22 protein-coding genes are annotated in these 21,481 nt (G+C 64.6%); 14 read left to right on the forward strand and 8 right to left on the reverse strand.

What is annotated here, in order from left to right:
- Nucleotides 1-89: 89 nt before the first annotated feature.
- On the reverse strand, nt 90-356 hold the full coding sequence (rpsT, locus tag JMJ54_RS18465) for a 30S ribosomal protein S20 (RefSeq protein ID WP_070528187.1): 267 nt from the start codon (nt 354-356) through the stop codon (nt 90-92).
- A gap of 179 nt (nt 357-535) precedes the next feature.
- Between rpsT and murJ the strand changes: the two genes are divergently transcribed.
- Complete coding sequence (gene murJ / locus JMJ54_RS18470; protein WP_203540006.1) at nt 536-2,071, forward strand: murein biosynthesis integral membrane protein MurJ; 1,536 nt, start codon at nt 536-538, stop codon at nt 2,069-2,071.
- A gap of 81 nt (nt 2,072-2,152) precedes the next feature.
- On the opposite strand, the gene JMJ54_RS18475 is transcribed toward murJ, so the two are convergent.
- The 4 genes from JMJ54_RS18475 to JMJ54_RS18490 form a co-directional block, all read right to left on the reverse strand.
- Nucleotides 2,153-2,698: a hypothetical protein gene (locus tag JMJ54_RS18475; protein WP_203540007.1), complete on the reverse strand. Its 546-nt coding sequence runs from the start codon at nt 2,696-2,698 to the stop codon at nt 2,153-2,155.
- A 4-nt stretch (nt 2,699-2,702) separates the two neighbouring features.
- A complete protein-coding gene (hisC, locus tag JMJ54_RS18480; RefSeq protein WP_203540008.1) occupies nt 2,703-3,761 on the reverse strand; it encodes a histidinol-phosphate transaminase in 1,059 nt (352 codons plus the stop codon).
- Between the two features lie 89 nt (nt 3,762-3,850).
- On the reverse strand, nt 3,851-4,564 hold the full coding sequence (locus tag JMJ54_RS18485) for an SAM-dependent methyltransferase (RefSeq protein WP_203540009.1): 714 nt from the start codon (nt 4,562-4,564) through the stop codon (nt 3,851-3,853).
- Nucleotides 4,561-5,160, reverse strand: coding sequence for a Maf family nucleotide pyrophosphatase (locus JMJ54_RS18490; protein WP_203540010.1), 600 nt, complete (start codon nt 5,158-5,160; stop codon nt 4,561-4,563). The genes JMJ54_RS18485 and JMJ54_RS18490 overlap by 4 nt, the downstream gene beginning before the upstream one ends.
- A gap of 90 nt (nt 5,161-5,250) precedes the next feature.
- Here JMJ54_RS18490 and JMJ54_RS18495 point away from each other — a divergent pair, with 90 nt between their 5' ends.
- The 8 genes from JMJ54_RS18495 to fabF all read left to right on the forward strand — a co-directional run bounded on the left by JMJ54_RS18495 (nt 5,251) and on the right by fabF (nt 11,613).
- Nucleotides 5,251-5,745, forward strand: a complete 495-nt coding sequence (locus JMJ54_RS18495; RefSeq protein ID WP_203540011.1) for a YceD family protein — start codon at nt 5,251-5,253, stop codon at nt 5,743-5,745.
- Between the two features lie 40 nt (nt 5,746-5,785).
- Nucleotides 5,786-5,965, forward strand: a complete 180-nt coding sequence (gene rpmF / locus JMJ54_RS18500) for a 50S ribosomal protein L32 (RefSeq protein ID WP_070528171.1) — start codon at nt 5,786-5,788, stop codon at nt 5,963-5,965.
- A 102-nt stretch (nt 5,966-6,067) separates the two neighbouring features.
- Complete coding sequence (gene plsX, locus JMJ54_RS18505; protein ID WP_203540012.1) at nt 6,068-7,114, forward strand: phosphate acyltransferase PlsX; 1,047 nt, start codon at nt 6,068-6,070, stop codon at nt 7,112-7,114.
- A gap of 21 nt (nt 7,115-7,135) precedes the next feature.
- The gene (locus tag JMJ54_RS18510) at nt 7,136-8,092 is read left to right on the forward strand and encodes a beta-ketoacyl-ACP synthase III (RefSeq protein ID WP_203540013.1); all 957 of its coding nucleotides are present in this window, start codon (nt 7,136-7,138) and stop codon (nt 8,090-8,092) included.
- A gap of 90 nt (nt 8,093-8,182) precedes the next feature.
- Nucleotides 8,183-9,112 carry an ACP S-malonyltransferase gene (fabD, locus tag JMJ54_RS18515; RefSeq protein ID WP_203540014.1) on the forward strand — a complete coding sequence of 310 codons (930 nt, stop codon included), beginning with the start codon at nt 8,183-8,185 and terminating at the stop codon, nt 9,110-9,112.
- 86 nt (nt 9,113-9,198) lie between these two features.
- On the forward strand, nt 9,199-9,942 hold the full coding sequence (gene fabG / locus JMJ54_RS18520) for a 3-oxoacyl-ACP reductase FabG (RefSeq protein ID WP_203540015.1): 744 nt from the start codon (nt 9,199-9,201) through the stop codon (nt 9,940-9,942).
- 102 nt (nt 9,943-10,044) lie between these two features.
- Nucleotides 10,045-10,284, forward strand: coding sequence for an acyl carrier protein (gene acpP, locus JMJ54_RS18525; RefSeq protein ID WP_070528160.1), 240 nt, complete (start codon nt 10,045-10,047; stop codon nt 10,282-10,284).
- An 84-nt stretch (nt 10,285-10,368) separates the two neighbouring features.
- Nucleotides 10,369-11,613: a beta-ketoacyl-ACP synthase II gene (fabF, locus tag JMJ54_RS18530; protein ID WP_203540016.1), complete on the forward strand. Its 1,245-nt coding sequence runs from the start codon at nt 10,369-10,371 to the stop codon at nt 11,611-11,613.
- A gap of 60 nt (nt 11,614-11,673) precedes the next feature.
- On the opposite strand, the gene JMJ54_RS18535 is transcribed toward fabF, so the two are convergent.
- From JMJ54_RS18535 to JMJ54_RS18545, 3 genes are all read right to left on the reverse strand, one after another.
- Nucleotides 11,674-13,971, reverse strand: a complete 2,298-nt coding sequence (locus JMJ54_RS18535; protein ID WP_203540017.1) for a TonB-dependent siderophore receptor — start codon at nt 13,969-13,971, stop codon at nt 11,674-11,676.
- Nucleotides 13,972-14,049: 78 nt separating this feature from the next.
- The gene (locus JMJ54_RS18540; RefSeq protein ID WP_203540018.1) at nt 14,050-14,991 is read right to left on the reverse strand and encodes a FecR family protein; all 942 of its coding nucleotides are present in this window, start codon (nt 14,989-14,991) and stop codon (nt 14,050-14,052) included.
- A complete protein-coding gene (locus JMJ54_RS18545) occupies nt 14,988-15,476 on the reverse strand; it encodes an RNA polymerase sigma factor (protein ID WP_203540019.1) in 489 nt (162 codons plus the stop codon). The genes JMJ54_RS18540 and JMJ54_RS18545 overlap by 4 nt, the downstream gene beginning before the upstream one ends.
- Before the next feature lie 158 nt (nt 15,477-15,634).
- On the opposite strand from JMJ54_RS18545, the gene JMJ54_RS18550 reads away from it, so the two are divergent.
- The 5 genes from JMJ54_RS18550 (at nt 15,635) to JMJ54_RS18570 (ending at nt 21,208) form a co-directional block, all read left to right on the forward strand.
- The gene (locus tag JMJ54_RS18550) at nt 15,635-16,897 is read left to right on the forward strand and encodes an aminodeoxychorismate synthase component I (RefSeq protein ID WP_308438031.1); all 1,263 of its coding nucleotides are present in this window, start codon (nt 15,635-15,637) and stop codon (nt 16,895-16,897) included.
- A complete protein-coding gene (gene pabC / locus JMJ54_RS18555; protein ID WP_239000203.1) occupies nt 16,894-17,772 on the forward strand; it encodes an aminodeoxychorismate lyase in 879 nt (292 codons plus the stop codon). Before JMJ54_RS18550 ends, pabC begins: the two co-directional genes overlap by 4 nt.
- Nucleotides 17,773-17,846: 74 nt before the next feature.
- A complete protein-coding gene (locus tag JMJ54_RS18560) occupies nt 17,847-18,113 on the forward strand; it encodes a hypothetical protein (RefSeq protein WP_203540021.1) in 267 nt (88 codons plus the stop codon).
- A gap of 60 nt (nt 18,114-18,173) precedes the next feature.
- Nucleotides 18,174-18,791 (forward strand): GTP cyclohydrolase II, encoded by a 618-nt coding sequence (gene ribA, locus JMJ54_RS18565; RefSeq protein WP_203540022.1) that lies wholly within the window; start codon nt 18,174-18,176, stop codon nt 18,789-18,791.
- Between the two features lie 107 nt (nt 18,792-18,898).
- Nucleotides 18,899-21,208, forward strand: coding sequence for a hypothetical protein (locus JMJ54_RS18570; protein WP_203540023.1), 2,310 nt, complete (start codon nt 18,899-18,901; stop codon nt 21,206-21,208).
- Nucleotides 21,209-21,481 lie beyond the last annotated feature (273 nt).

The raw sequence follows: 21,481 nt of genomic DNA on the forward strand, positions 1-21,481 counted from the left end.
AGGATAAGACCAGTTGGCGCATCACTCATGGGCGACAGGCAATAAAAAACCCCGGTCTGGACCGGGGTTTTTGTCTTCCTGAAGACTGCTTAAGCAGCCATTGCCTTCACGGCAGCGGACAGACGGCTCTTGTGACGAGCGGCCTTGTTCTTGTGGAAGATGTTCTTGTCGGCAATGCTGTCGATGATCGACACCGATGCCTGGTAGGTTGCCTGTGCGGCAGCCTTGTCACCAGCTTCGATCGCCTTCAGCACCTTTTTGATCGCGGTGCGGAACGCCGAACGCTGGCTGGCATTGTGTTGGCGGGCTTGTTCAGCCTGACGCGCACGCTTGCGAGCTTGGGCGCTGTTAGCCATATTCTGTCAACTCCAAATAACGGATGTGGTTGGAAATCGGGCGTGGCCCGAAGCCAGCCTTGAAAACCCGCGATTTTATCGCCTTGCGCCGGGTAACGCAAGTCCGGATACAAATCCACACTGCCGCGTCCGGCTGGACGGCGTATTATCCGCAGCGTTTTCCCAAGTCGCTGGCTGCCATGAATCTTCTCAAATCGCTCGCCGCCGTGAGCTCGATGACGCTGGTGTCGCGCGTTCTCGGCTTCGCCCGCGATGCCATCGTCGCCCGGACCTTCGGTGCGGGCCTGATGACCGACGCGTTCTTCGTCGCCTTCAAACTGCCCAACCTGCTGCGGCGGATTTTTGCCGAGGGGGCCTTCTCGCAGGCCTTCGTGCCGATTCTGGCCGAGTACAAGAGCCAGCAGGGTGAAGACGCCGCCCGTACCTTCGTGGCCTATGTCGCGGGCCTGCTCACGCTGGTGCTGGCGTTGGTGACGATCATCGGCATGATTGCCGCGCCATGGGTGATCTGGGCGTCGGCACCGGGTTTTGCCGACACGCCGGAAAAGTTTGCACTGACCAGCTCGCTGCTGCGGATCACCTTCCCTTATATATTACTGATCTCGCTCGCCTCGCTGGTCGGCGCGGTCCTGAATACCTGGAACCGTTTCTCGGTGCCGGCGTTCGCACCGACGTTCCTGAACATCAGCATGATCGTGTTTGCGCTGTGGGTGTCGCCCCACATGAACCCGCCGGTGCTGGCGCTGGGCTGGGCGGTGCTGGCTGGTGGCGTGCTGCAGCTCGGTTATCAGCTGCCGCATCTGAAGAAGATCGGCATGCTGGTCCTGCCGCGGCTGAACCTGAAGGATGCCGGCGTCTGGCGCGTGCTCAAGCAGATGGGGCCGGCGGTGCTCGGGGTGTCGGTGACCCAGGTGTCGCTGATCATCAATACGATCTTCGCGTCCTTCCTCGTCTCCGGATCGGTATCGTGGATGTATTACGCCGACCGGCTGATGGAGTTCCCGTCCGGCGTGCTCGGCGTGGCGCTCGGCACCATCCTGCTGCCGTCGCTGTCGAAAACCCACGCCAGCAAGGATGCGGCCGGCTATTCGGTCTTGCTCGACTGGGGTCTTCGCCTGTGTCTGCTGCTGGCATTGCCGTCGGCCGTCGGGCTGGCGATCACGGCCGAGCCGCTGACGGCGTCGCTGTTCCAGTACGGCAAGTTCAGTGCCCATGATTCGCTGATGACCCAGTACGCACTGATTGCCTATTCGGTCGGTCTGGTCGGCTTGCTGCTGGTCAAGGTGCTGGCGCCGGGGTTCTACGCCCGGCAGAACATCCGTACCCCGGTGAAGATTGCCCTGCTGACGCTGGCGGTGACGCAACTGATGAACCTGGCGTTCGTCTGGCACCTGAAGCACGCCGGCCTGGCGCTGGCCATCGGCCTGGGGGCCTGCTTCAACGCGGGATTGCTGTTCTGGAAGCTGCGCAGCCAGAACATCTTCCAGCCGCAGCCGGGCTGGCGGATCTTCTGCGTCAAGCTGCTCGTTGCCGTGGTGGTGATGGCGGCCGTGCTGTTCGGCGTGATGGCGCTGATGCCGCCGTGGGATACCGGACATATGGCGTCGCGTCTGCTGCGGCTGATGCTGCTGGTGGCGTCGGGGGTCGGGGCCTACTTCGGCATGCTGGCGGTGCTGGGCTTCCGGCTCAGGGACTTCGCGCGACGGACTGCCTGAGCGGTCTTCGTTGCAATCCCCCAAGTAAAAAGCACGCCGGAGTCCGGCGTGTTTTTTATTGTGAACGGTAGGTCGGCCAGTTCAGCGACGACTGCCGAGGATCAGCATCACCGCAGCGCCAAGAGCGAGCAACGCGCCAGCGACCAGCCAGTGCGTCGGTGATGCGCGGACGCCGCCGCGTACTTCGAGCACCAGATCGTGAACGGGCAGTGACTGTGCACCGACGGCCGCAACGCTGATTGTCAGTGTGCCGGGGGCTGTCAGTGTGATCGGGGCCAGTGCCAGCCGGTTTGGCGTGCGATCCGGCACCGCGTCGGACGCCGTCTTCGCGTCGACAAAGACCAGCACGTCCTTGCCCAGCAGCTGGCCGTTCTGGCGTACCTCGATGGCGAAGTCGGCGCGGTTCTCCGGTCCGAACCGCCGGCCGCCGACACTGCCCTTGAGCACGATGCCGATCGGCCCCTGATCGAGGCTGACGGTCTGGGTGATCGACTGCGCTGCCGGGGACTGCTGAAGCGGATGGCTGGCGATGGTCTGGCCCGAGAAAAAGCGCGCATAGACATACCAGCCTGGGCCGGCCGCGACGCCGGCCAGCAGCAACAGCCACAACCAGCGGTTGGTTTCCATCCGCTCAGCGCAGCACGGTGTGCAGCGCGGCAAGCAGCGCATCGCATTCGGCATCGGTGCCGATCGAAATGCGCAGATGCTGGTCGATGCGTGCAGCCTTGAAGTGGCGGACGATCACGCCGTGCTCGCGCAGTCCGGCGGCGAGCTGGCCGGCATCGTGTTGCGGGTGGCGGGCGAACACGAAGTTTGCCGCGCTCGGCAGTACGTCGAAACCCAGCGACGCCAATGCCGTGCTCAGGCGCTCGCGGCTCGCGATCACCTTGTCGCAGGTGGCGCGGAAGTAGGCTTCGTCGCCGAACGAGGCGCTGGCACCGACGATGGCGAGGCGGTCGAGCGGGTAGGAGTTGAAGCTGTTCTTGACGCGTTCCAGTGCTTCGATCAGTTGCGGGTGGCCGAGCGCGAAGCCGACGCGCAGGCCGGCGAGCGAGCGGCTTTTCGACAGCGTCTGCACGACCAGCAGGTTCGGGTAACGCTCGATCAGTGCAATTGCGCTGTCGCCACCGAAATCGATATAGGCCTCGTCGATGACGACGACCACATCAGGCTGGCGTTGTAGCAGCCGCTCGATATCGGCCAGTGGCAGCAGTCGGCCGGTCGGTGCGTTCGGATTCGGGAAAATGATCGCGCCGGCATCACCCTCGTAATCCGCCACGTCGATTTCGAACGCATCGTTCAGCGGCACCGTCCGGTAGTCGATCTGGTACAGCCCGCAGTACACCGGGTAGAAGCTGTAGCTGATGTCCGGGAACAGCAGCGGCTTGTCGTGCTTGAGCAGGGCACAGAAGGCATGCGCCAGCACTTCGTCCGAGCCGTTGCCGACGAAGACGTGTTCGCGCCGGAGGCCGTGGTAGACGGCGATCGCGTCCTTGAGCTGGTCGGCGTTCGGATCCGGGTAAAGCCGCAGCGCGTCGTTGTTGGCCTCGTGCATTGCGGCGAGCACCGCCGGCGACGGGCCGTACGGGTTCTCGTTGGTATTGAGCTTGACGAGTTTTTGCAGCTTCGGCTGTTCGCCCGGGACGTACGGGGTCAGCGTGTGGACGATCGGGCTCCAGAATCGGCTCATGGCGGTCTCGTGTGCGGGGAAATCGGGTGGTCGGATCGAGCCTACCGCAGTCCGCTGGCGTACCCAAGCGCCAGCGTGCTACGGCGTGTTCAGTCGGCGCTGAGGACGAAGACGGTCGGGCGCTTGTGCAGCTCGGGCTTCGGCCCGCGGCGCCAGTCGGCCACGGTCTGGCTTTTGACCCACTCGTCGGCGCCGGTCAGTTCGCGCGCAACGGTGATGTGGGTGCCGGGGCTACAGTGCTGGATCAGCGCGGCAAACAGCGCGTCGTTGCGGTATGGCGTTTCGATGAACAGTTCGGCCTGTTTTTCCTTGCGTGAACTCGCTTCGAGATTGCGGATCGACGCGAGCCGTTCGCCGTCGCCGGTCGGCAGGTAGCCGTTGAAGCGAAATTTCTGGCCGTTGGCGCCAGATGCCATCAGTGCCAGCAGGATCGACGACGGCCCGACCAGCGGGGCGACGCGCACGCCGCGAGCGTGCGCCAGCCGCACCAGCCGCGCGCCGGGGTCGGCGACACCGGGGCAGCCGGCTTCGGACATCAGCCCGACATTGTGGCCGGCCAGCAGCGGTGCGAGCAGGTCGGCGAGTTCGCCGTCCTTGGTGTGCTCGTTCAACTCGTTCATCGTCAGGCTGCGCAATTCGTGCGGCGTACCGAACAGCTTGAGATGGGCGCGCGCCGTTTTCGACGCTTCGACGACGAAATGGGTCAGCGTGCGGGCAATGGTCAGTGCATCGGCAGGCAGTACGCTGTCGAGCGTGTCGTCGGCCAGCGGAACCGGAATCAGATAAAGAATGCCCTTGCTCATAGGATGGCGACGCCTTCTTCGTTCAGCATGTCGATCAGTGCGATCAGCGGCAGGCCGATGATCGCTGCCGGGTCGGTCGATTCGATCGCAGCGATCAGCGCGATGCCGAGGCCCTCGGTCTTGGCGCTACCGGCGCAGTCGTAGGGTTGCTCTTTCAATAGATAGCGTTCGATCGCCGCATCGTCGGCGTTACGCATCGTGACCCGGGTGACGTCGGTGTGGGTTTGGGTGCGGCCGGTTGCGGCGTTGTGCAATGCCACGGCGGTGTGGAATTCGATCGTCCGGCCGCGCATGGCCTGCAGTTGGGCAACGGCGCGCTCGTGCGTGCCGGGCTTGCCGAGCTGGACGCCGTCGAGCAGGGCCACCTGGTCGGAACCGATCAGCAGCGCGTCGGGAAAGCGCGACGCCAGTGCAACGGCCTTGGCGATGGCCAGACGCAGGCTGGTCTGTGCGGCGGTCTCGTTGCTGAGCGGGGTTTCATCGACATCGGGGCTGGCGGTTTCGAACGGCAGTTGCAGCCGTTCGAGCAGTTCGCGCCGGTAGCGCGAGGTGGAAGCCAGCACGAGGGCCGGCGAGCGAAGCACTTGTTTTTGCATTGGAAATCCGTCGCACCGGGCGGAAAGGTTTTGACATCAGTAGGACGGAAATTATATCATGCGCGGTTTCTGGTTCGTTGGCTCATGGGTATGACGGTCATTCATAGCGCCGAATTTGCCCGCGAGGGTGGCGTGCTCGACGGGGTGATCCCGGTGGCAGCAATGCTGCGGCTGAGCGATCAGCTGGCAAGCAATGGCGGAGAAATCCGCTGGTCGCTGAGCGGATCGGTCGACCGGTTCGAACGCCCGCGGCTGAGCCTGACTGTATCGGGTGAGCTGCAGCTGGTCTGTCAGCGTTGCCTTGCGCCGATGGCGTGGTCACTCGATGTGAGCACCGTTCTGACGCAGTTTCCCACCGAGGAGCAGGCCGACGAGGCCGCGGAACTCGACGAAACGCTCGAAACGGTACTGATCGATCCCGCGCTGGATGTACCGGCGCTGATCGAGGAAGAAGTGCTGCTGGCCTTGCCGTACGCGCCGCTGCATGAGCAGTGCGCAGCGCCCGGCGACGAGCCGCTGCAAAGCAATACCAAACCGAATCCGTTTGCTGTCCTGGCTCAAATGAAAACCAGGAAAGCGGAGTAACTGAAACAGTAGTTTTTTCTGGTTTTCAAGGAGTTTTATCATGGCCGTTCAACAGAATAAGAAGTCCCCGTCCAAGCGCGGCATGCATCGTGCGCACGATTTCCTGACCGCTCCGGCGCTGTCGGTCGACGCGCAAACCGGTGAAGTGCATCGCCCGCATCACATCTCGCCGAACGGTTTCTACAAGGGCCGTCGCGTGATCAAGGCCAAGGGCGAATAAGTCCTGCGCAAAAACGCATTTATAACCAATCGGTTATGATAACGGCGCAAGCGAGCCATCTCGCTTGCGCCGTTCGCCATTCTGGATTCTGCCTTGTCTGCCATGGACATTACTGTCGCTGTCGATGCGATGGGCGGCGACCACGGGACCCACGTCACCGTGCCGGCCGTTCTCCGCTTTCTCGAACAATACCCCCACGTCAATGTCGTCCTCGTCGGCCTGCCCGACGCGATCGACGCCGAGCTCCGCGCGCATAAGGCGCAGCTGGGGCCGCGTCTGCGTGTCCATGCGGCCAGCGAGGTCGTGATGATGGACGAATCGCCGCAATCGGCGATGAAGAACAAGAAAGACTCGTCGATGCGCGTGGCGATCAACCTCGTCAAGTCCGGCGAGGCGCACGCCTGCGTGTCGGCCGGCAATACCGGTGCGCTGATGGCGACGGCGCGTTTCGTGCTCAAGACCATCGACGGCATCGAGCGCCCGGCGATTGCCAAGATGATGCCCTCGCTCAAGGGTTCGGAAACGTGCGTGCTCGATCTGGGCGCCAATGTCGATTGCACGCCGCTGCAGCTGGTGCAGTTCGCGGTGATGGGGTCGTCGCTGGTTGCTGCGGTCAAAGGCAAGGAGGCGCCGGCGATCGGCCTGCTCAATATCGGCTCCGAAGACATCAAGGGTACCGATACGATCAAGCAGACCGCAGACCTGTTGCGCGCCAGCCGGATGAACTTCGTCGGCAACGTCGAAGGGAACGACCTGTACTCGGGCGTGGTCGATGTCATTGTGACCGACGGTTTTACCGGCAACGTCGCACTGAAGACCTCCGAAGGCATCGCCAAGATGATGGAGCGCTTCCTGCGCGAGGAATTCACTCGCAACATCTTTACCAAGGCGCTGGCGATGGCCGCGTGGCCGGTACTGTCGCGTTTCAAGAAGCGCGTCGATCCACGCCGTTTCAACGGCGCGTCGTTGGTCGGTCTCAAGGGCATCGTTGTCAAAAGTCATGGCGGCGCCGACCGGATGGCGTTCTACTGGGCGCTCAAGCAGGCCGCCGATGAGGCGGGTGCCGGCGTGACCCAGCGCATCGCCGAACAGGTACAGCAACAACTTGCCGATCTGGCGGTCCCCCCGGCCGCGGCGGCAGACCAATAAACCCATACGCAGGAAGCATTCATGTACGCGCGCATCGCCGGAACCGGCTCCTACCTGCCTGAACACATCCTGACCAACGCGGCGCTGGCCGAACGTGTCGACACCAGCGACGAGTGGATCGCCAGCCGTACCGGCATTCGCCAGCGTCACCTCGCCGCGGACAACGAGGCCACGTCGGACATGGCGCTGAAGGCCGCCGAACGCGCGCTGGTCGCGGCCGAGACCACGGCTGACGAGGTCGACCTGATCATCGTCGCGACGACGACGCCGGATCAGTCCTTCCCGTCGACCGCGTGCACGGTGCAGGACAAGCTCGGTCTGCACGGCTTCCCGGCCTTCGACGTTCAGGCGGTCTGTGCCGGCTTCGTCTACGCGCTGTCGGTGGCCGATGCCATGATCAAGTCGGGTGCGGCCCGCTGTGCCGTCGTGATTGGCGCCGAAAGACTGTCGAATCTCCTGAACTGGGAAGACCGGACCACCTGTGTGTTGTTCGGCGACGGTGCCGGCGCCGTGGTGCTCAAGGCCTCGAGCGAACCGGGCATCCTGGCGTCGAAGCTGCGGGCCGATGGCCGCTATCGCGACATCCTGAAGGCGCCAGGGCACCTGAAACAGGGCCAGATCGAAGGTTCGCCGTGGATCTACATGGACGGCGGCGCGGTGTTCAAGTTCGCCGTGCGTGCGCTGGCCGACGTCGCCAAGGAAACGCTGGAAGCTGCCGGCATCGACCAGGCCGACGTCGACTGGCTGGTGCCGCACCAGGCCAACCTGCGCATCATCGAATCGACCGCCAAGCACCTGCACCTGAGCATGGACAAGGTCATCGTGACGGTCGACAAGCACGGCAACACCTCGGCGGCGTCGATTCCGCTGGCGCTGGACGAAGGGGTACGCAGCGGCCGGATCAAGCGGGGCCAGACGGTGCTGCTTGAGGGGATCGGCGGCGGTTTTGCCTGGGGATCGGTCCTGTTCAAATACTGATGCAAACGGCGCAGTAATGCGCCGTTTTACATTTCAAATAACTGTTTCATTTTTCGTCCGGCCGGGCCGGGCGAAAACAAGGAGCTAAAGATGGCATTGGCTTTCGTCTTTCCGGGCCAGGGTTCGCAATCGCTGGGCATGATGAACGGTTTCGCCGGTGATGCGTCGGTGCGCCAGACCTTCGAAGAAGCGAGCGGCGTGCTCGGTCAGGATCTGTGGGCGATGTGTGCCGATGGCGCCGACGCCGCCGTGATCAACGCGACCGTCAACACCCAGCCGCTGATGCTGACCGCCAGCGTCGCGATCTTCCGCGCCTGGCGCGCAGCCGGTGGCGCCGCTCCGGCAATGGCCGCAGGTCATTCGCTTGGCGAATACAGCGCGCTGGCCGCCGCAGGCAGCATTGCGTTTGCCGATGCCGTCAAACTGGTGCGCCTGCGCGCCGAAGCGATGCAGGCCGCCGTGCCCGAAGGCGATGGCGCGATGGCGGCGATTCTGGGGCTGCCGGATGACGTGATTGTCGCAGCCTGCTTGGAAGCCGCGCAGGGTGACGTGGTCGAAGCGGTCAACTTCAATTCGCCGGGCCAGGTGGTGATCGCGGGCAGCAAGGCGGCGGTCGAACGCGCAATGGCGCTGTGCAAGGACAAGGGTGCCAAGCGCGCGCTGCCGTTGCCGGTGTCGGTGCCGTCGCACTGTGCGCTGATGAAGCCGGCGGCCGAGAAACTCGCCGCCGCGCTGGCCCAGGTCCATGTCGCTGCGCCGGAATTCCCGGTGCTTCACAATGCCGACGTTGTCGCCTATACCGATCCGGCGCAGATCCGCGATGCGCTGGTGCGCCAGCTGTACCAGCCGGTGCGCTGGGTCGAATCGGTGCAGAAGATCGCCGCCGACGGCGCGACCGTGTTTGCCGAATGCGGTCCGGGCAAGGTGCTCAGCGGCCTGAACAAGCGTACGGCCGATGGCGCACAGCATGTTGCGCTCGGCGACACGGCTTCGTTCGATGCGCTGAAGGCCCTGCTGTAATTCACTGGAGTGGCGCGCCGAAGGTGGCGCATCCCTCGATATTAGATCCGGTACGGCGCGGTCCGTACCCATGAAAGGAAGCTGCAATGAGTCTTGAAGGTAAAGTCGCACTGGTGACCGGCGCATCGCGCGGGATCGGCCAGGCCATCGTTCTCGACCTGCTGGCGCAAGGCGCGACCGTGATCGGTACCGCGACCAGCGCCACCGGCGCTGATGCGATCAGCGGCTACATCGCCGCTGCCGGCGGCAAGGGGCGCGGACTGGCGCTGGAAGTGACTGCCGATGGCGCTTGTGAAGCGATCATCGACGCGATCGAAAAGGAGTTCGGCGCGATCCACATCCTCGTCAACAATGCCGGCATCACCCGCGACAACCTGCTGATGCGGCTGAAGGACGAGGACTGGGATGCAATTATGGACACCAACCTCAAGCCGGTGTACAAGCTTTCCAAGGCGGTGATCCGCGGCATGATGAAAGCCCGCTGGGGGCGTATCATCAACATCGCCTCGGTGGTCGGTGCGACCGGCAATGCAGGTCAGACCAACTACGCCGCAGCCAAGGCTGCGCTGTTCGGTTTCACCAAGTCGCTGGCCAAGGAAATCGGCTCGCGCGGCATTACCGTCAACGCGGTGGCTCCGGGCTTCATCGACACCGACATGACACGCGGTCTGGCTGACGAACACAAGGCCAAACTGCTTGAAAACATCACGCTCGGTCGCCTCGGCGAACCGCGCGAGATCGCAGACGCGGTCGGCTTTCTTGCCAGCGACCGCGCCAGTTACGTGACCGGCCAGACCTTGCACGTCAACGGCGGCATGTATATGAATTAACGTGTATTTGACCAAGATTAGCCGGCCCGCATTGGCGCGGCGGCTTTTTTTGGTACAATGCGACCGCTTTTTTTATCCCTTGAAAGGCTTGGAGTTTTATCCATGGAAAACATCGAACAGCGCGTGAAGAAGATCGTTGCCGAACAACTTGGCGTGCCGGAAACCGACGTCAAGAACGAGTCCTCCTTCGTGAACGACCTCGGCGCCGACTCCCTCGACACCGTTGAACTCGTGATGGCCCTCGAAGAAGAATTCGAGTGCGAAATTCCGGACGAAGACGCCGAAAAGATCACCACCGTCCAGCAAGCGATCGACTACGTTTCGGCCAACCTGGGCAAGTAATTTCGCTGCATCCAAGACCTCTGCCGGGCATTTTCGTGTCTGGCAGGGGTCTTATTCCATTCGGCGTTTCAATCGGAGAGTAATGTGTCCAAACGCAGAGTAGTGATTACTGGCCTCGGCCACGTGTCCCCCGTCGGCAACGATGTTGCCACCGGCTGGGCCACCCTGCTCAAAGGGCAGTCCGGCATCGGCAGGATCACCCGCTTTGACGCGAGCGACTACGCTTGCCAGATCGCTGGCGAGGTCAAAGACTTCGACATCAGCCAATACATCTCGGCCAAAGATGCGCGCCGGATGGATACCTTCATTCACTTCGGCATTGCGGCCGCGTTCCAGGCGATTGCCGACGCAGGCCTCGATGACGCGGCCAATCTCGACAAGACCCGTGTCGGCGTCAACATCGGTTCCGGCATCGGCGGCCTGCCGCTGATCGAGGAAATGGGCGGTACGCTGCTCGCCGGTGGCCCGCGCAAGATCGGTCCGTTCTTCATCCCCGGTTCGCTCGTCAACCTGATTGCAGGGCATGTGACCATCTACAAGGGATACCAGGGTCCGAGCTACGGCATCGTTTCGGCGTGCACGACCGGTGCGCATTGCATCGGTGACGCCGCGCGGATGATCCAGTACGGCGACGCCGACGTGATGGTGGCCGGCGGTGCCGAAGCGACCGTGACCGGCCTCGGCATCGGCGGCTTTGCCGCGATGAAGGCGCTGTCGACCCGCAACGACGATCCGGCGACGTCTTCGCGTCCGTGGGACAAGGGCCGCGACGGCTTTGTCATGGGCGAAGGCGCCGGCGTGCTGGTACTCGAAGAGTACGAACACGCGGTCAAGCGCGGTGCACGGATTTACGCCGAGTTCGCCGGTTTCGGCATGAGCTCGGACGCGCACCACATTACCGCGCCGAGTTCGGAAGGCCCGGCCCGTGGCGTGGCCAACGCGCTGCGTGATGCCGGCATCAACGCCGACGAAGTCGACTACGTCAACGCGCACGGCACGTCGACCCCGCTGGGCGACGCCAACGAAACCGCAGCACTGAAGCTCGCGTTCGGTGACCACGCCAAGAAGCTGGCCGTCAACTCGACCAAGTCGATGACCGGTCACCTGCTGGGTGGCGCCGGTGGCGTCGAAGCCGTGTACTCGGTGCTGGCGCTGCACAACCAGGTATCGCCGCCGACCGCGAACATCTTCGAGCAGGACATCGAGGGCGGTTGCGATCTGGACTACGTGGCCAATACCGCACGCGACATGAACATCCGTGTGGCGATCTCCAACAGCTTCGGCTTTGGCGGTACCAACGGTACGCTGGTGTTCAAGCGTCTTGCCTGAGTTCGCGGCGACGACATGAAAAAGGGCTGCCTCGGCAGCCCTTTTCTTTTGTCCGCGCGATTACCAGCGGTAGCCGACGCTGGCGCGGATGCTGCGGCGGAAACCCTGCTCGCAGTACACGCCGTCGCAGCTGGTCAGGTACTCGCGGTCGAACAGGTTGTTGACGTTGAGCGCGAAGCGCCAGTCCGCGCGCTCGTAGGCAATCAGGCTGTCGACGAGCGTGAACGCCTCGTTGACGCTGCCGAGGCCGCCACGCGACTGGCCGACATAGCGCACGCCGAGGCCGGCGTTCCAGCCGCCGAGCATGCCGGCGAAGTCGTACTTGCCCCACACCGAGGCGGTGTGTTTCGGTACCGATAACGGTGGCTGACCAACGTCGGCGGCGACATTGCTCTTGGTGATTTCGGCGTCGAGCAGGGTGTAGCTGCCAATCAGGTCGAGCGCGCCGAGTGTCCATTTCCCTTCAAGCTCCAGACCCCGGCTGCGGATTTCGCCGGTCTGTACTTCGAGCCGTAGCGGGTTCGGCCCCGGCAGCGGCGTGCGGACGTTTTCCTTGGTCAGCTGGTAGACGGCGGCAGTGAAGCTGTAGCTTGCGCCCGCCGGCTGGAACTTGGCGCCGGCTTCGACCTGCTCGCCGCGCTCGGGCTGGAACTGCTGGCCGAAGGCATCGTTGCCGATTTCCGGCAGGAAGGACGTCGAGTAACTCAGGTAGGGCGCCCAGCCGGTGTCGAACAGATAGACGAGGCCGGCGCGACCGGTGAAGGCATGGTCGCGCTGTTCGGTGTAGGTCTTGTCGAGCTTGGAGTCGGCGCTGTCGCGGGTCCAGTCGTAACGGCCGCCGACGGTGAGTGCCCACTGGCCGTAGCGCAGCTGATCCTGCAGATAGGTGCCGAGCTGGCGACTCTTGTTGAGGTTGTCCCAGGTCTGGCCGAGCGAATCCCAGTCCGGTTGCTTGAACACCGGGTTGAACAGGTCCAGCGGCGCGGCGGCCCCCATGTAGAGCTTCTGCTCGAAGCTCGCCTGGCGATAGTCGAGACCACCGAGCACCAGATGCTCGACCGCACCGGTCTGCACCCGCGCCTGAACCTGATTGTCGACGGCGAACGACTGCTCGTGTTCGGGCCGGTACAGCGCGCGCCGGTTCATCGTCCGGCCGTCCGGGCGCAAGCCGAGCGCACGGACCTCGCGCCGGTCGTTTTTCGCGTCGTAGTAACGCAGGTTCTGCCGGACCGTCCAGACGTCGTCGAGCGCGTGCTCGAACAGATAGCCGACCGTGAACCCCTGCTTGTCATGCACCGCACCGGGCCCCTGGATGTTCAGCGACGGATCGGGCTGTCCCAGGGCGCCCGGCTGGTAGAACTGGTTCGGCACGGCCCAGGTGGTGCGGTCGTGCTGGTACTGCGCCAGCAGGGTCAGGCTGGTCTGCGCGTCCGGCTGCCACGTCAGCGCCGGCGCCAGATAGACACGATCATCGGGCAGGTCGTCCCACTGCGTGCCGGCGTCGCGCGCCAGCGTGGTCAGCCGGTAAACCCAGTGGCCGTCTTCGTCGAGCTTGCCGCCGACGTCGCCGGCGATCTGCTTGCGGTCGTAGCTGCCGCCCTCGACACGTATCTCGGGACGCAGGCCGATGGTCGGGCGCTTGGTCACCGCGTTGATCAGGCCGCCCGGATTGGCGCGGCCGTACAGCACCGAGCTGGGCCCGCGCACGATGTCGAGGCGTTCGAGCCCGTACGGTTCGATCCGGCTGATGAAGGCATTGTGGTAAAGCCGCATGCCGTCGCGGTACATGCCGTTGGCCGAAACACTGAAGCCGCGCATCAGCAGGTCGTCGTCGGTGGTGGCGAATTCGAGGCCGTTGACGCCGGCGTTGTAGCGCACCGCCTCGGCGATGGTCGCCACGTCCTGATCATCCATCTGCTCGCGGGTCACGACCGAGATCGACTGCGGCGTCTCCAGCAAGGTGGTATCCGTCTTGGTGGCGCTGGCGGCGTGGTGCGCCTGATAACCGACGCCCGGGCTTGTGGCCCAGTCGCGCACGGCCTCGACGGTGACCGGCGACAGCGTGGCTTCACCACGGCCGACGGTGACGGTCTTGCCCGAGAACGATGCCGTCAGACCGCTGCCGGCGAGCAGCTGTTGCAGCGCGGCGGCGGGTTCGAGCGTGCCGCGTACCGCAGGCGCCAGCCGGCCGACGACGAGGGCGCTGTCGACGACCAGATTCAGGCCGGCAGCCTGACCGAGCTGGGTCAGCGAAGCGGCGAGCGACTGGGCGGGCAGGTCGAACTTGACCGGAGCGGCGTGTGCGGTGGCGACGGCCAGCGCCAGGGCGGCGGCGATAAGGGTGAAGCGCGGGTTCATGGTGATCCTTGATTGAGACAGAACGCGCAGGGATGACGGAGCGGAGGGCAATTACCCTGATGTCGCAATCGAAAAAAATCAGCGCGACCGAAGTTCGGTATGTGTGGCGGTGTCGGCGACGCGAACGCTGCCGCCCCGGGGCAGCGCGCGAAGGAAGGCATCGATGTCGTTGGCGTGGACGACGGCCGTCAGACGCGGAACATCGCCGCTGGCCACCACCGGCTTGGCGCGGTAACGCGACAGGGTGGCGGCGACCTCGCTCAGCGGGGCGTCGTTGAAGACCAGTACACCGCGTAGCCAGGCGAAGCCGTCGTCGACACGGCGCAGGGTCCGGTGTGCGCCTTGGACGTCGATGTCGACGACATCGCCGGCACCCAGCAGCCAGTTCGGTGGCCGCGCGCGGCCGTCCGGGTCCTGGCGGCTGACGCTGACACGACCGCTGGCTACGCTGATGCGCACCCGGTCGGGCAGACGGGCAACGGCGAAACGGGTACCGAGTACGGTGATCCGCGCCAGTCCGCTGTCGATCCGGAACGGCCGTTCCGGATCATGGGCGACGTCGAAGCTGGCCTCTCCGGCGAGCAGCGTCACATCGCGGCGGTTTCGGTACTGGCGGATTTCGACGCGCGAGGCGCCGGCAAGGGTGACCGTGCTGCGGTCGGCCAGTTGCTCGGTACGCAGTTGCCCGATCGCCGTTGCCAGCGTCAGTGCCTGCAGCGGCTGCTGCGAACGCCAGCCGAGCCAGCCCAGCCCGCCGCCGAGGCAGGCAAAAATGCCGAGCGTGCCGCGCTTGAGCAGATTGCGCCGCGATGTCCGCTGTTGTTCGGCGGCACCGGCCAGTGCGCCGAGCTGGGCGTTCGAGTCGAAGTCGTCCCACAGCTCGGCGAAGGCGGCGTATTCGTGCGCATGCGCCGGGTGGGCGAGCAGCCAGGCCTCGAAGCGGCCGCGGACCGGATCATCGGGCGCGGCATCGCGCAGGCGGACGAACCAGCGCGCAGCGTCGTGGCGGATGCGGCTCATTGCAGCGTGTCCTTGATTGCCCGCAGATCGATCAGCGCCCGCATGACGTGGCGCTCGACCATGTTGATGCTGATGCCGAGCGTCATCGCGATCTCGGCCTGCGTGTGGCCTTCGACGCGGAACAGCCAGAACACTTCGCGGCAGCGCGGCGGCAGGGCGTCCAGCACGCGCTGCAGCATCGCCAGCCGTTGCCGCAGCGCGGCGACGGTCTCGGCCGACGGTTCGACGCGATCGCTCTCGTCGGCGTGGTCGGGCAGCGGGACGAAGCGGCGCTGTTCGCGGTGATGGTCGACCAGCGTCGCGCCCACCACCGTGCGCAAATAGGCATGCGGCCGGGTGATCTGTGCGCGGTGGCGAGTCAGCGCGTAGCGCAGCAACGCATCGTGCAGGATGTCCCAGGCGCGATGCAGGCAGCCGGTCTGGCGCCGCAGGCCGGGTAACAGCTCGGCGTAGGCCCAGCGTAAATCGAGTCCGTACCAGTGCATAGTCGTGAGTCGTCGTGGCCCGGGCAGGCCATGACGAATGGAAATGAGGTAGCGATCCGCATTGAACCACAAATGAAAATAATTATCATTTGTATGATTTCAAATCGCATGGGCTGGCTTGACGGGCTTGGTACAATCGCCGGATGCAAGTTCAAGCTTTGACCCTTCTTCCCGATCTGCCGGCTCTGGCGGCCGCGCTTCCGGCGCACTGTCCGGTGCTGTTGCAGTCGTCCGGCGACAACGGCTGGGACATCCTGATGGCGCTGCCGCAGGAGCGGCGCGTCTATCACGATCCGCATGCCTTCCTTGCCGATCTCGATACCCTGCCGGTCCACGACGGAGCAGCGGGCGACCTGCCGTTCGCCGGCGGCTGGGCCGTCTACGCCGGCTACGAGCTGCTGGGCGCCTTCGAGCCGACCGTGCCGGCGCGCGCACAGGCTGCGCCGGTTGCCGCGCTGATCCGTTGCCCGGCCGCGGTCCTGGTCGACCGCGCCGAACGGCGCGCCTTTCTGGTGGCCGAAACCGAATCGCAACTGGCCGAACTGGCCGGACTCGTCGCGAAGGCGCCGGTCTGGCTGCCCAGACCGCTGGTGGTCGCGACGGTGTCCGAAGATGCGCCGCAAGCCTTTGTCGACGGCGTCGCCGCGTGCAAGCGCTACATCGTCGAAGGCGATGTCTTTCAGGTGAACCTGTCGCGCGGCTGGGATGTGCGTCTGGCGCAGGGCAATGCGCACGACCTCTACGCCGCCTTGCGCACTGCCAATCCGGCGCCGTTCTCGGCGCTGTTCGATCTGGGCGAGTCGCACATCGTCAGCTCCTCGCCGGAACGGCTGGTGCGGGTACAGGGCGGGATCGTCGATACCCGGCCGATTGCCGGCACGCACCGGCGCTCGGTCGATCCGGAGGAAGACGCGGCGCTGAAGCGCGCGTTGCTGGCAACGGTGAAGGAACGTGCCGAGCACATCATGCTGGTCGATCTGGAGCGCAACGATCTGGGCCGGATCGCCGTGCCCGGCAGCGTCGAGGTCGACGAGCTGATGGCGGTCGAGAGCTACGCCTACGTCCACCACATCGAATCGAACATCCGCGCGCGTCTGCGCCCGGGCACCACGGCAAGGCAGATCCTGCGCGCGCTGTTTCCCGGCGGCACGATCACCGGCTGTCCGAAAGTCCGCTGCATGCAGATCATCCGCGAACTCGAAGATCGCGAACGCGGCGTCTACACCGGCAGCCTCGGCTACATCGGCATCGACGGCCGGATGGACCTGAACATCCTGATCCGCAGTTTTCTGCAGACGGGATCGCAACTGTATTTCCGCGCCGGCGCCGGCATCGTCGCCGACTCGGTGCCCGAGCGCGAACTCGAGGAAACCCGCCACAAGGCTCGTGGCCTGCTGCGCGCGCTCGGAGTCGCCGGATGATTGTGCCTGCCGCCGGCGCGCCTGGCCAGCAGTCGCCATCCGCTGACGGGGTGATCCGTCTTGTCGACGGCGTGCCGGCCGGTGTCCTGCCGCTGGCCGATCGCAGCATCCAGTTCGGCGACGGCGTGTTTCGTACGCTGTTCATCCGCGACGGCGGCATCCCGTTCTGGCAGCGCCACATGGACAAGTTGGCACGCGATGCCGCTGCGCTCGGCATCACCGCACCAGCGGCGGGTGACTGGCTTGCCGATCTGCGCGCGCCCGCGCCCGCGTCGGCCACCATCAAACTGGTGCTGACCCGGGGCGAGTCGCCGCGCGGTTATGCAGTGCCGGACGATTGCATGCCACACCGGATCACCCAGATCGCACCGCGGGCGCCGGCGGTCGATCGCAGCGCCGGCGTCACCGTGCGCATCTGTGAAACGAGGGCAAGCTGGCAACCGCGTCTGGCCGGCATCAAGCATTTGAACCGGCTCGAGAACGTGCTCGCGCGGTCCGAATGGTCCGACCCGGCCATTTTCGACGGCCTGCTGCTCGATCGCGATGGCGATGTCATCGAAGGGACGATGAGCAATATCGTGCTGCTGGAGCAGGGCGCACTGCTTACGCCGCAGCTCGACGGCGGCGGCGTCGCCGGCGTGATGCGCGACGTGATCGCCGAGGCGGCCAGCGGGCTGGGCTGGTCGACGGGCGAGGCGCGGATTTCATTGGCGAGATTGCTGCAGGCCGAGAGTGTCTGGCTCTGCAACAGCCTGACCGGGCTGGTGCCGGTGGCCCGGCTTGGCGAACGCGACTGGCCGGCGCATCCGGCCGATCAACTGCTGGCCGAACGCGTTGCCGCGCTCGCCATCGAGGAAACCGAATGGATCAGGTAAGCGTTCACATCGCTGTTCGAGTCACTGCCCGTCACGCCATTCGGGCCACCGGGCGGCAGACCGTTCGACTGGCAATGCTGATGGTCCCGGCACTGTGCATGGCCGCGCCGACGCCGGCGCCCACGGCCGCACCGGCCTATTACAAACCCGATCCGGCCAAGCTGGCGCAGCTCGAAGCACAGCGCTGCGCCAATCTGAACAAGGAATCGACGCTGATCCAGCGACGCATGGCGGGCTTCAATCGTCCCTACGATCTGGACAAACTCAAGCAGCGGCAAAAGCAGGTCGACGCCGACTACGCCCGCTACTGCAAGACGGCATCGGCCGTGGCGACGCGCTGACGCGATTGCAATCCGGGGTCTCGCCCCCATGTAGACGGGATCACTTCATTGCCGAATCCCATGTCCAACGCTCCGCTCACCCAAGCCGCCGTCGAAAAAGCCGGCGTCGCCCGCCTGCCCACGCCGCACGGTGTTTTCATGGCGCATGCCTATCGCTCCGGCCTCGACGATGTCGAGCATCTGGCGGTGGTGATGGGCGATCCGGCCGGGGAGGGCACGCTGGTGAGGCTGCACTCGGAATGCCTGACCGGCGACGTCTTCGGCTCCTTGCGCTGCGATTGCGGCGAGCAACTGAACAAGGCGCTCGAACGCATTGCCCGCGAAGGGCGCGGCGTACTGCTCTACCTGCGCGGTCAGGAAGGGCGTGGCATCGGGCTGGCCCACAAGATCCGTGCCTACGAACTGCAGGACAGCGGTCTCGATACCGTTGACGCCAACCTCGCGCTCGGCCTGCCGGTCGACGCGCGCTCGTATGACGCGGCTGTGGCGATGCTGCGTGATCTGGGCGTTACTTCGGTCCGGTTGATGAGCAACAACCCGAAGAAAATCGCCGCGCTGGAAACCGCGGGTCTGCCGGTGCTGAAGCGCGAGCCGCACGCGGTCGACCCGAATCCGGAAAACCACCATTACCTTGCTACCAAGCGACAGCGGATGGGGCACCTGCTCAAGGAAAGGTGAATTTGGCAACAAACTATCATTAAACTATGTGGGTTCACTGACGGTCCAACCCCGACGTGGCGATAACAAGGCGATGCATCGGCATCGCTGGAAACAAGGGGATCCACATGCATCGCAAGACGCTTATCAACTCGCTGCTGGCCCTGCTCTGGCTCAGCGTTCCGGCCTTGGGCTGGAGTGCAAGCGCGCCGGCATCGGGCGCCACCACTACTAAGACCGCGATGCTCAGTGCCGGCTCGCAGTCGGAAGGCTGGCCGAGACTGGTCAACGGCCAGCAGGGCGAGCAGATCTATGTGTACCAGCCGCAGCTCGACGAATTGAAGGGCAATGTGCTGACCGGGCGTTCGGCGGTGCGCGTTACGGGCAAGCAGGGCGATACCTTCGGCGTGATCTGGTTCAGCGCCCGTGCCGATATCGCCAAGGACCAGCGTGTCGTGACGCTGAGCCAGTACAAGATCACCAAGACCAATTTCCCGACCGCGGGCAAGGACGAAGCCCGTTACCTGTCGACGCTGAATGCGGCCATGCCCAAGCAGGGCTGGACCGTCCCGTACGATGCACTGCAGGCGGACCTGCAGATCAATCAGGCAGAAGCCGCACAGGCAGGCCAGCCGGTGAAAAACGATCCGCCGGCCATCATTTACAGCAATCGCCCGGCCATGCTGGTGATGATCGACGGTGAGCCGGCGCTGCGCAGCGCCGGTGGCAAGCTGATGCGCGTGGTCAATACCAGCGCGCTGATCGTGCTCGACGAGGCCAGCGGCAACTATTACATGTGGGCGGTCGAGCGCTGGTATCAGGCCAAGTCGGCGACCGGCCCGTGGCAGGTGGCGACCCACGTGCCGACGGACGAACTGAATCCGCTGCGCGAGTCGCTGCTCAAGGACAACAAGATCGACCCGATGTCCGGCAAGAGTGCCAGCGGCGAGTCGGCGTTCGACCCGAGTGTCGTTCCTGCGATCTATGTCGCGACCAAGCCGACCGAACTGCTGCAAAGCAAGGGCGATCCCCAGTACGCACCGATTCCGGATACACAGCTGCTGTACATGTCGAATTCGTCCAACGATGTATTCGTACAGGTCGGCAGCCAGCAACTCTATGTACTGATTTCCGGCCGCTGGTTTACGGCCAGCAGGATCGACGGCCCGTGGCAGTACGTGCCCGGCGACAAGTTGCCGGCTGATTTTGCCCGCATTCCGGCAAACCACCCGATGGCCGGGGTGCTGGTCTCGGTCCCGGGGACAGCGCAGGCCAGCGAGGCGCGCATCGCCAACAGCGTGCCGCAGACCGCACAGGTGAACCGCAGCGTCAAGCCCGATCCGGTCAGCTACGACGGCGGCCAGCCGCAGTGGAAACCGGTCGACGGCACCTCGCTGCAGTACGCCTACAACACCGCGACGCCGATCATCCGCGTCGACGCAAACAACTACTATCTGGTGCAGAACGGCGTCTGGTTCGTTGCCGCATCGGCGGCCGGACCATGGAATGTCGCGGCCAGCGTGCCGGCGGTGATCTACACGATCCCGGTCAGCTCGCCGGTGCACTACGTGACCTATGTGCGCGTCTATAGCGCGACACCCTCCGTCGTCTATGTCGGCTACACCCCGGGTTACTACGGCACGGTCGTGTCGAGCGACGGCGTTGTCGTTTACGGCACCGGCTATGTTTATCCGACCTATGTCGGCACCGTCTGGTACCCGCCGCCGTACACCTACGGCTTCGGCGTCGGCTTTGCCTGGGGTACCGCGACCGGGTTTGCCTGGGGCTTTGCCATGGGCGCATGGATGTCGCCGTGGTACTGGGGCGGTGGCGGCTGCTGCTGGCATGGCGGCAACGACATCAATATCAACATCACCAACAACTACAACCGCTGGGGCCACAACTCGGTCATTACCGGGCCGAACAACACGGTGCGCACCGGCCAGATCGGCCAGACCCGTTTTGCCAACAAGCAGGGCAGTGGCGATTTGTATGCCGGCCGCGACGGTCAGGTCTACAAGCGTGACAGTGGTGGCCAGTGGCAGAAGTATCAGGGCAACGGCAACTGGTCCAACATCGACAAGCAGCAGGCTGCCGACAACGTGAAGAGCCGGGCGCAGAACTACGCCAACAGCCCGCAGGGCCAGCAGCGCGTTCAGAACGCCAAGGACTTCGCCAACTCGCCGCAAGGCCAGCAGGCCGCTCAGCGCGCCAAGGACTGGAAACAGTCGCCGCAGGGCCAGCAGGCGGGGCAGAACTTCCGCGAGAACCACCAGTCGCTCGACAGCCAGTTCCAGGCGCGCAATGTGGGTGACCAGCGGGCCGGCAACTTCCAGCGCGGTAACGCCGGTGGCTGGGGCGGCGGTGGCGCTGATTTTTCGCGTGGCGGAGGCGGAGGCTTTGGTGGCTTCCACGGCGGCGGTTTCCGGCGTCGATAAGACGGCGATGTATATACGGCGATGTATATATATAGGTATTGAACCCAGGGCGGCCGTCAGGCCGCCCTGGGTGCTTTTGGGCGCAGTTGGAGCTGGAGCTGCCGGTGTTTGACGGACCGGTGGCGGCGTTCGGGCCGGTTTGGCCGGTCTGGTTGGGGCAAAACTGACGGATTTCATGCGTATGGCATGAGTTTGTCAGCTTTGACGGGCGCTGTTGGCCGGTGTCGCAGGGAAGCTTGGTTTTTGTTTGATGAAATTTCACTGTCCGATCAA

The organism is Jeongeupia naejangsanensis (assembly GCF_016865585.1).
Classification (GTDB): domain Bacteria; phylum Pseudomonadota; class Gammaproteobacteria; order Burkholderiales; family Chitinibacteraceae; genus Jeongeupia; species Jeongeupia naejangsanensis.

Bases quoted from the DNA above. Each gene is read 5' to 3' on its own strand.
- rpsT (WP_070528187.1), bottom strand. From the start codon at position 356: ATGGCTAACAGCGCCCAAGCTCGCAAGCGTGCGCGTCAGGCTGAACAA.
- murJ (WP_203540006.1), top strand. From the start codon at position 536: ATGAATCTTCTCAAATCGCTCGCCGCCGTGAGCTCGATGACGCTGGTG.
- JMJ54_RS18475 (WP_203540007.1), bottom strand. From the start codon at position 2,698: ATGGAAACCAACCGCTGGTTGTGGCTGTTGCTGCTGGCCGGCGTCGCG.
- hisC (WP_203540008.1), bottom strand. From the start codon at position 3,761: ATGAGCCGATTCTGGAGCCCGATCGTCCACACGCTGACCCCGTACGTC.
- JMJ54_RS18485 (WP_203540009.1), bottom strand. From the start codon at position 4,564: ATGAGCAAGGGCATTCTTTATCTGATTCCGGTTCCGCTGGCCGACGAC.
- JMJ54_RS18490 (WP_203540010.1), bottom strand. From the start codon at position 5,160: ATGCAAAAACAAGTGCTTCGCTCGCCGGCCCTCGTGCTGGCTTCCACC.
- JMJ54_RS18495 (WP_203540011.1), top strand. From the start codon at position 5,251: ATGACGGTCATTCATAGCGCCGAATTTGCCCGCGAGGGTGGCGTGCTC.
- rpmF (WP_070528171.1), top strand. From the start codon at position 5,786: ATGGCCGTTCAACAGAATAAGAAGTCCCCGTCCAAGCGCGGCATGCAT.
- plsX (WP_203540012.1), top strand. From the start codon at position 6,068: ATGGACATTACTGTCGCTGTCGATGCGATGGGCGGCGACCACGGGACC.
- JMJ54_RS18510 (WP_203540013.1), top strand. From the start codon at position 7,136: ATGTACGCGCGCATCGCCGGAACCGGCTCCTACCTGCCTGAACACATC.
- fabD (WP_203540014.1), top strand. From the start codon at position 8,183: ATGGCATTGGCTTTCGTCTTTCCGGGCCAGGGTTCGCAATCGCTGGGC.
- fabG (WP_203540015.1), top strand. From the start codon at position 9,199: ATGAGTCTTGAAGGTAAAGTCGCACTGGTGACCGGCGCATCGCGCGGG.
- acpP (WP_070528160.1), top strand. From the start codon at position 10,045: ATGGAAAACATCGAACAGCGCGTGAAGAAGATCGTTGCCGAACAACTT.
- JMJ54_RS18535 (WP_203540017.1), bottom strand. From the start codon at position 13,971: ATGAACCCGCGCTTCACCCTTATCGCCGCCGCCCTGGCGCTGGCCGTC.
- JMJ54_RS18540 (WP_203540018.1), bottom strand. From the start codon at position 14,991: ATGAGCCGCATCCGCCACGACGCTGCGCGCTGGTTCGTCCGCCTGCGC.
- JMJ54_RS18545 (WP_203540019.1), bottom strand. From the start codon at position 15,476: ATGCACTGGTACGGACTCGATTTACGCTGGGCCTACGCCGAGCTGTTA.
- pabC (WP_239000203.1), top strand. From the start codon at position 16,894: ATGATTGTGCCTGCCGCCGGCGCGCCTGGCCAGCAGTCGCCATCCGCT.
- JMJ54_RS18560 (WP_203540021.1), top strand. From the start codon at position 17,847: ATGCTGATGGTCCCGGCACTGTGCATGGCCGCGCCGACGCCGGCGCCC.
- ribA (WP_203540022.1), top strand. From the start codon at position 18,174: ATGTCCAACGCTCCGCTCACCCAAGCCGCCGTCGAAAAAGCCGGCGTC.
- JMJ54_RS18570 (WP_203540023.1), top strand. From the start codon at position 18,899: ATGCATCGCAAGACGCTTATCAACTCGCTGCTGGCCCTGCTCTGGCTC.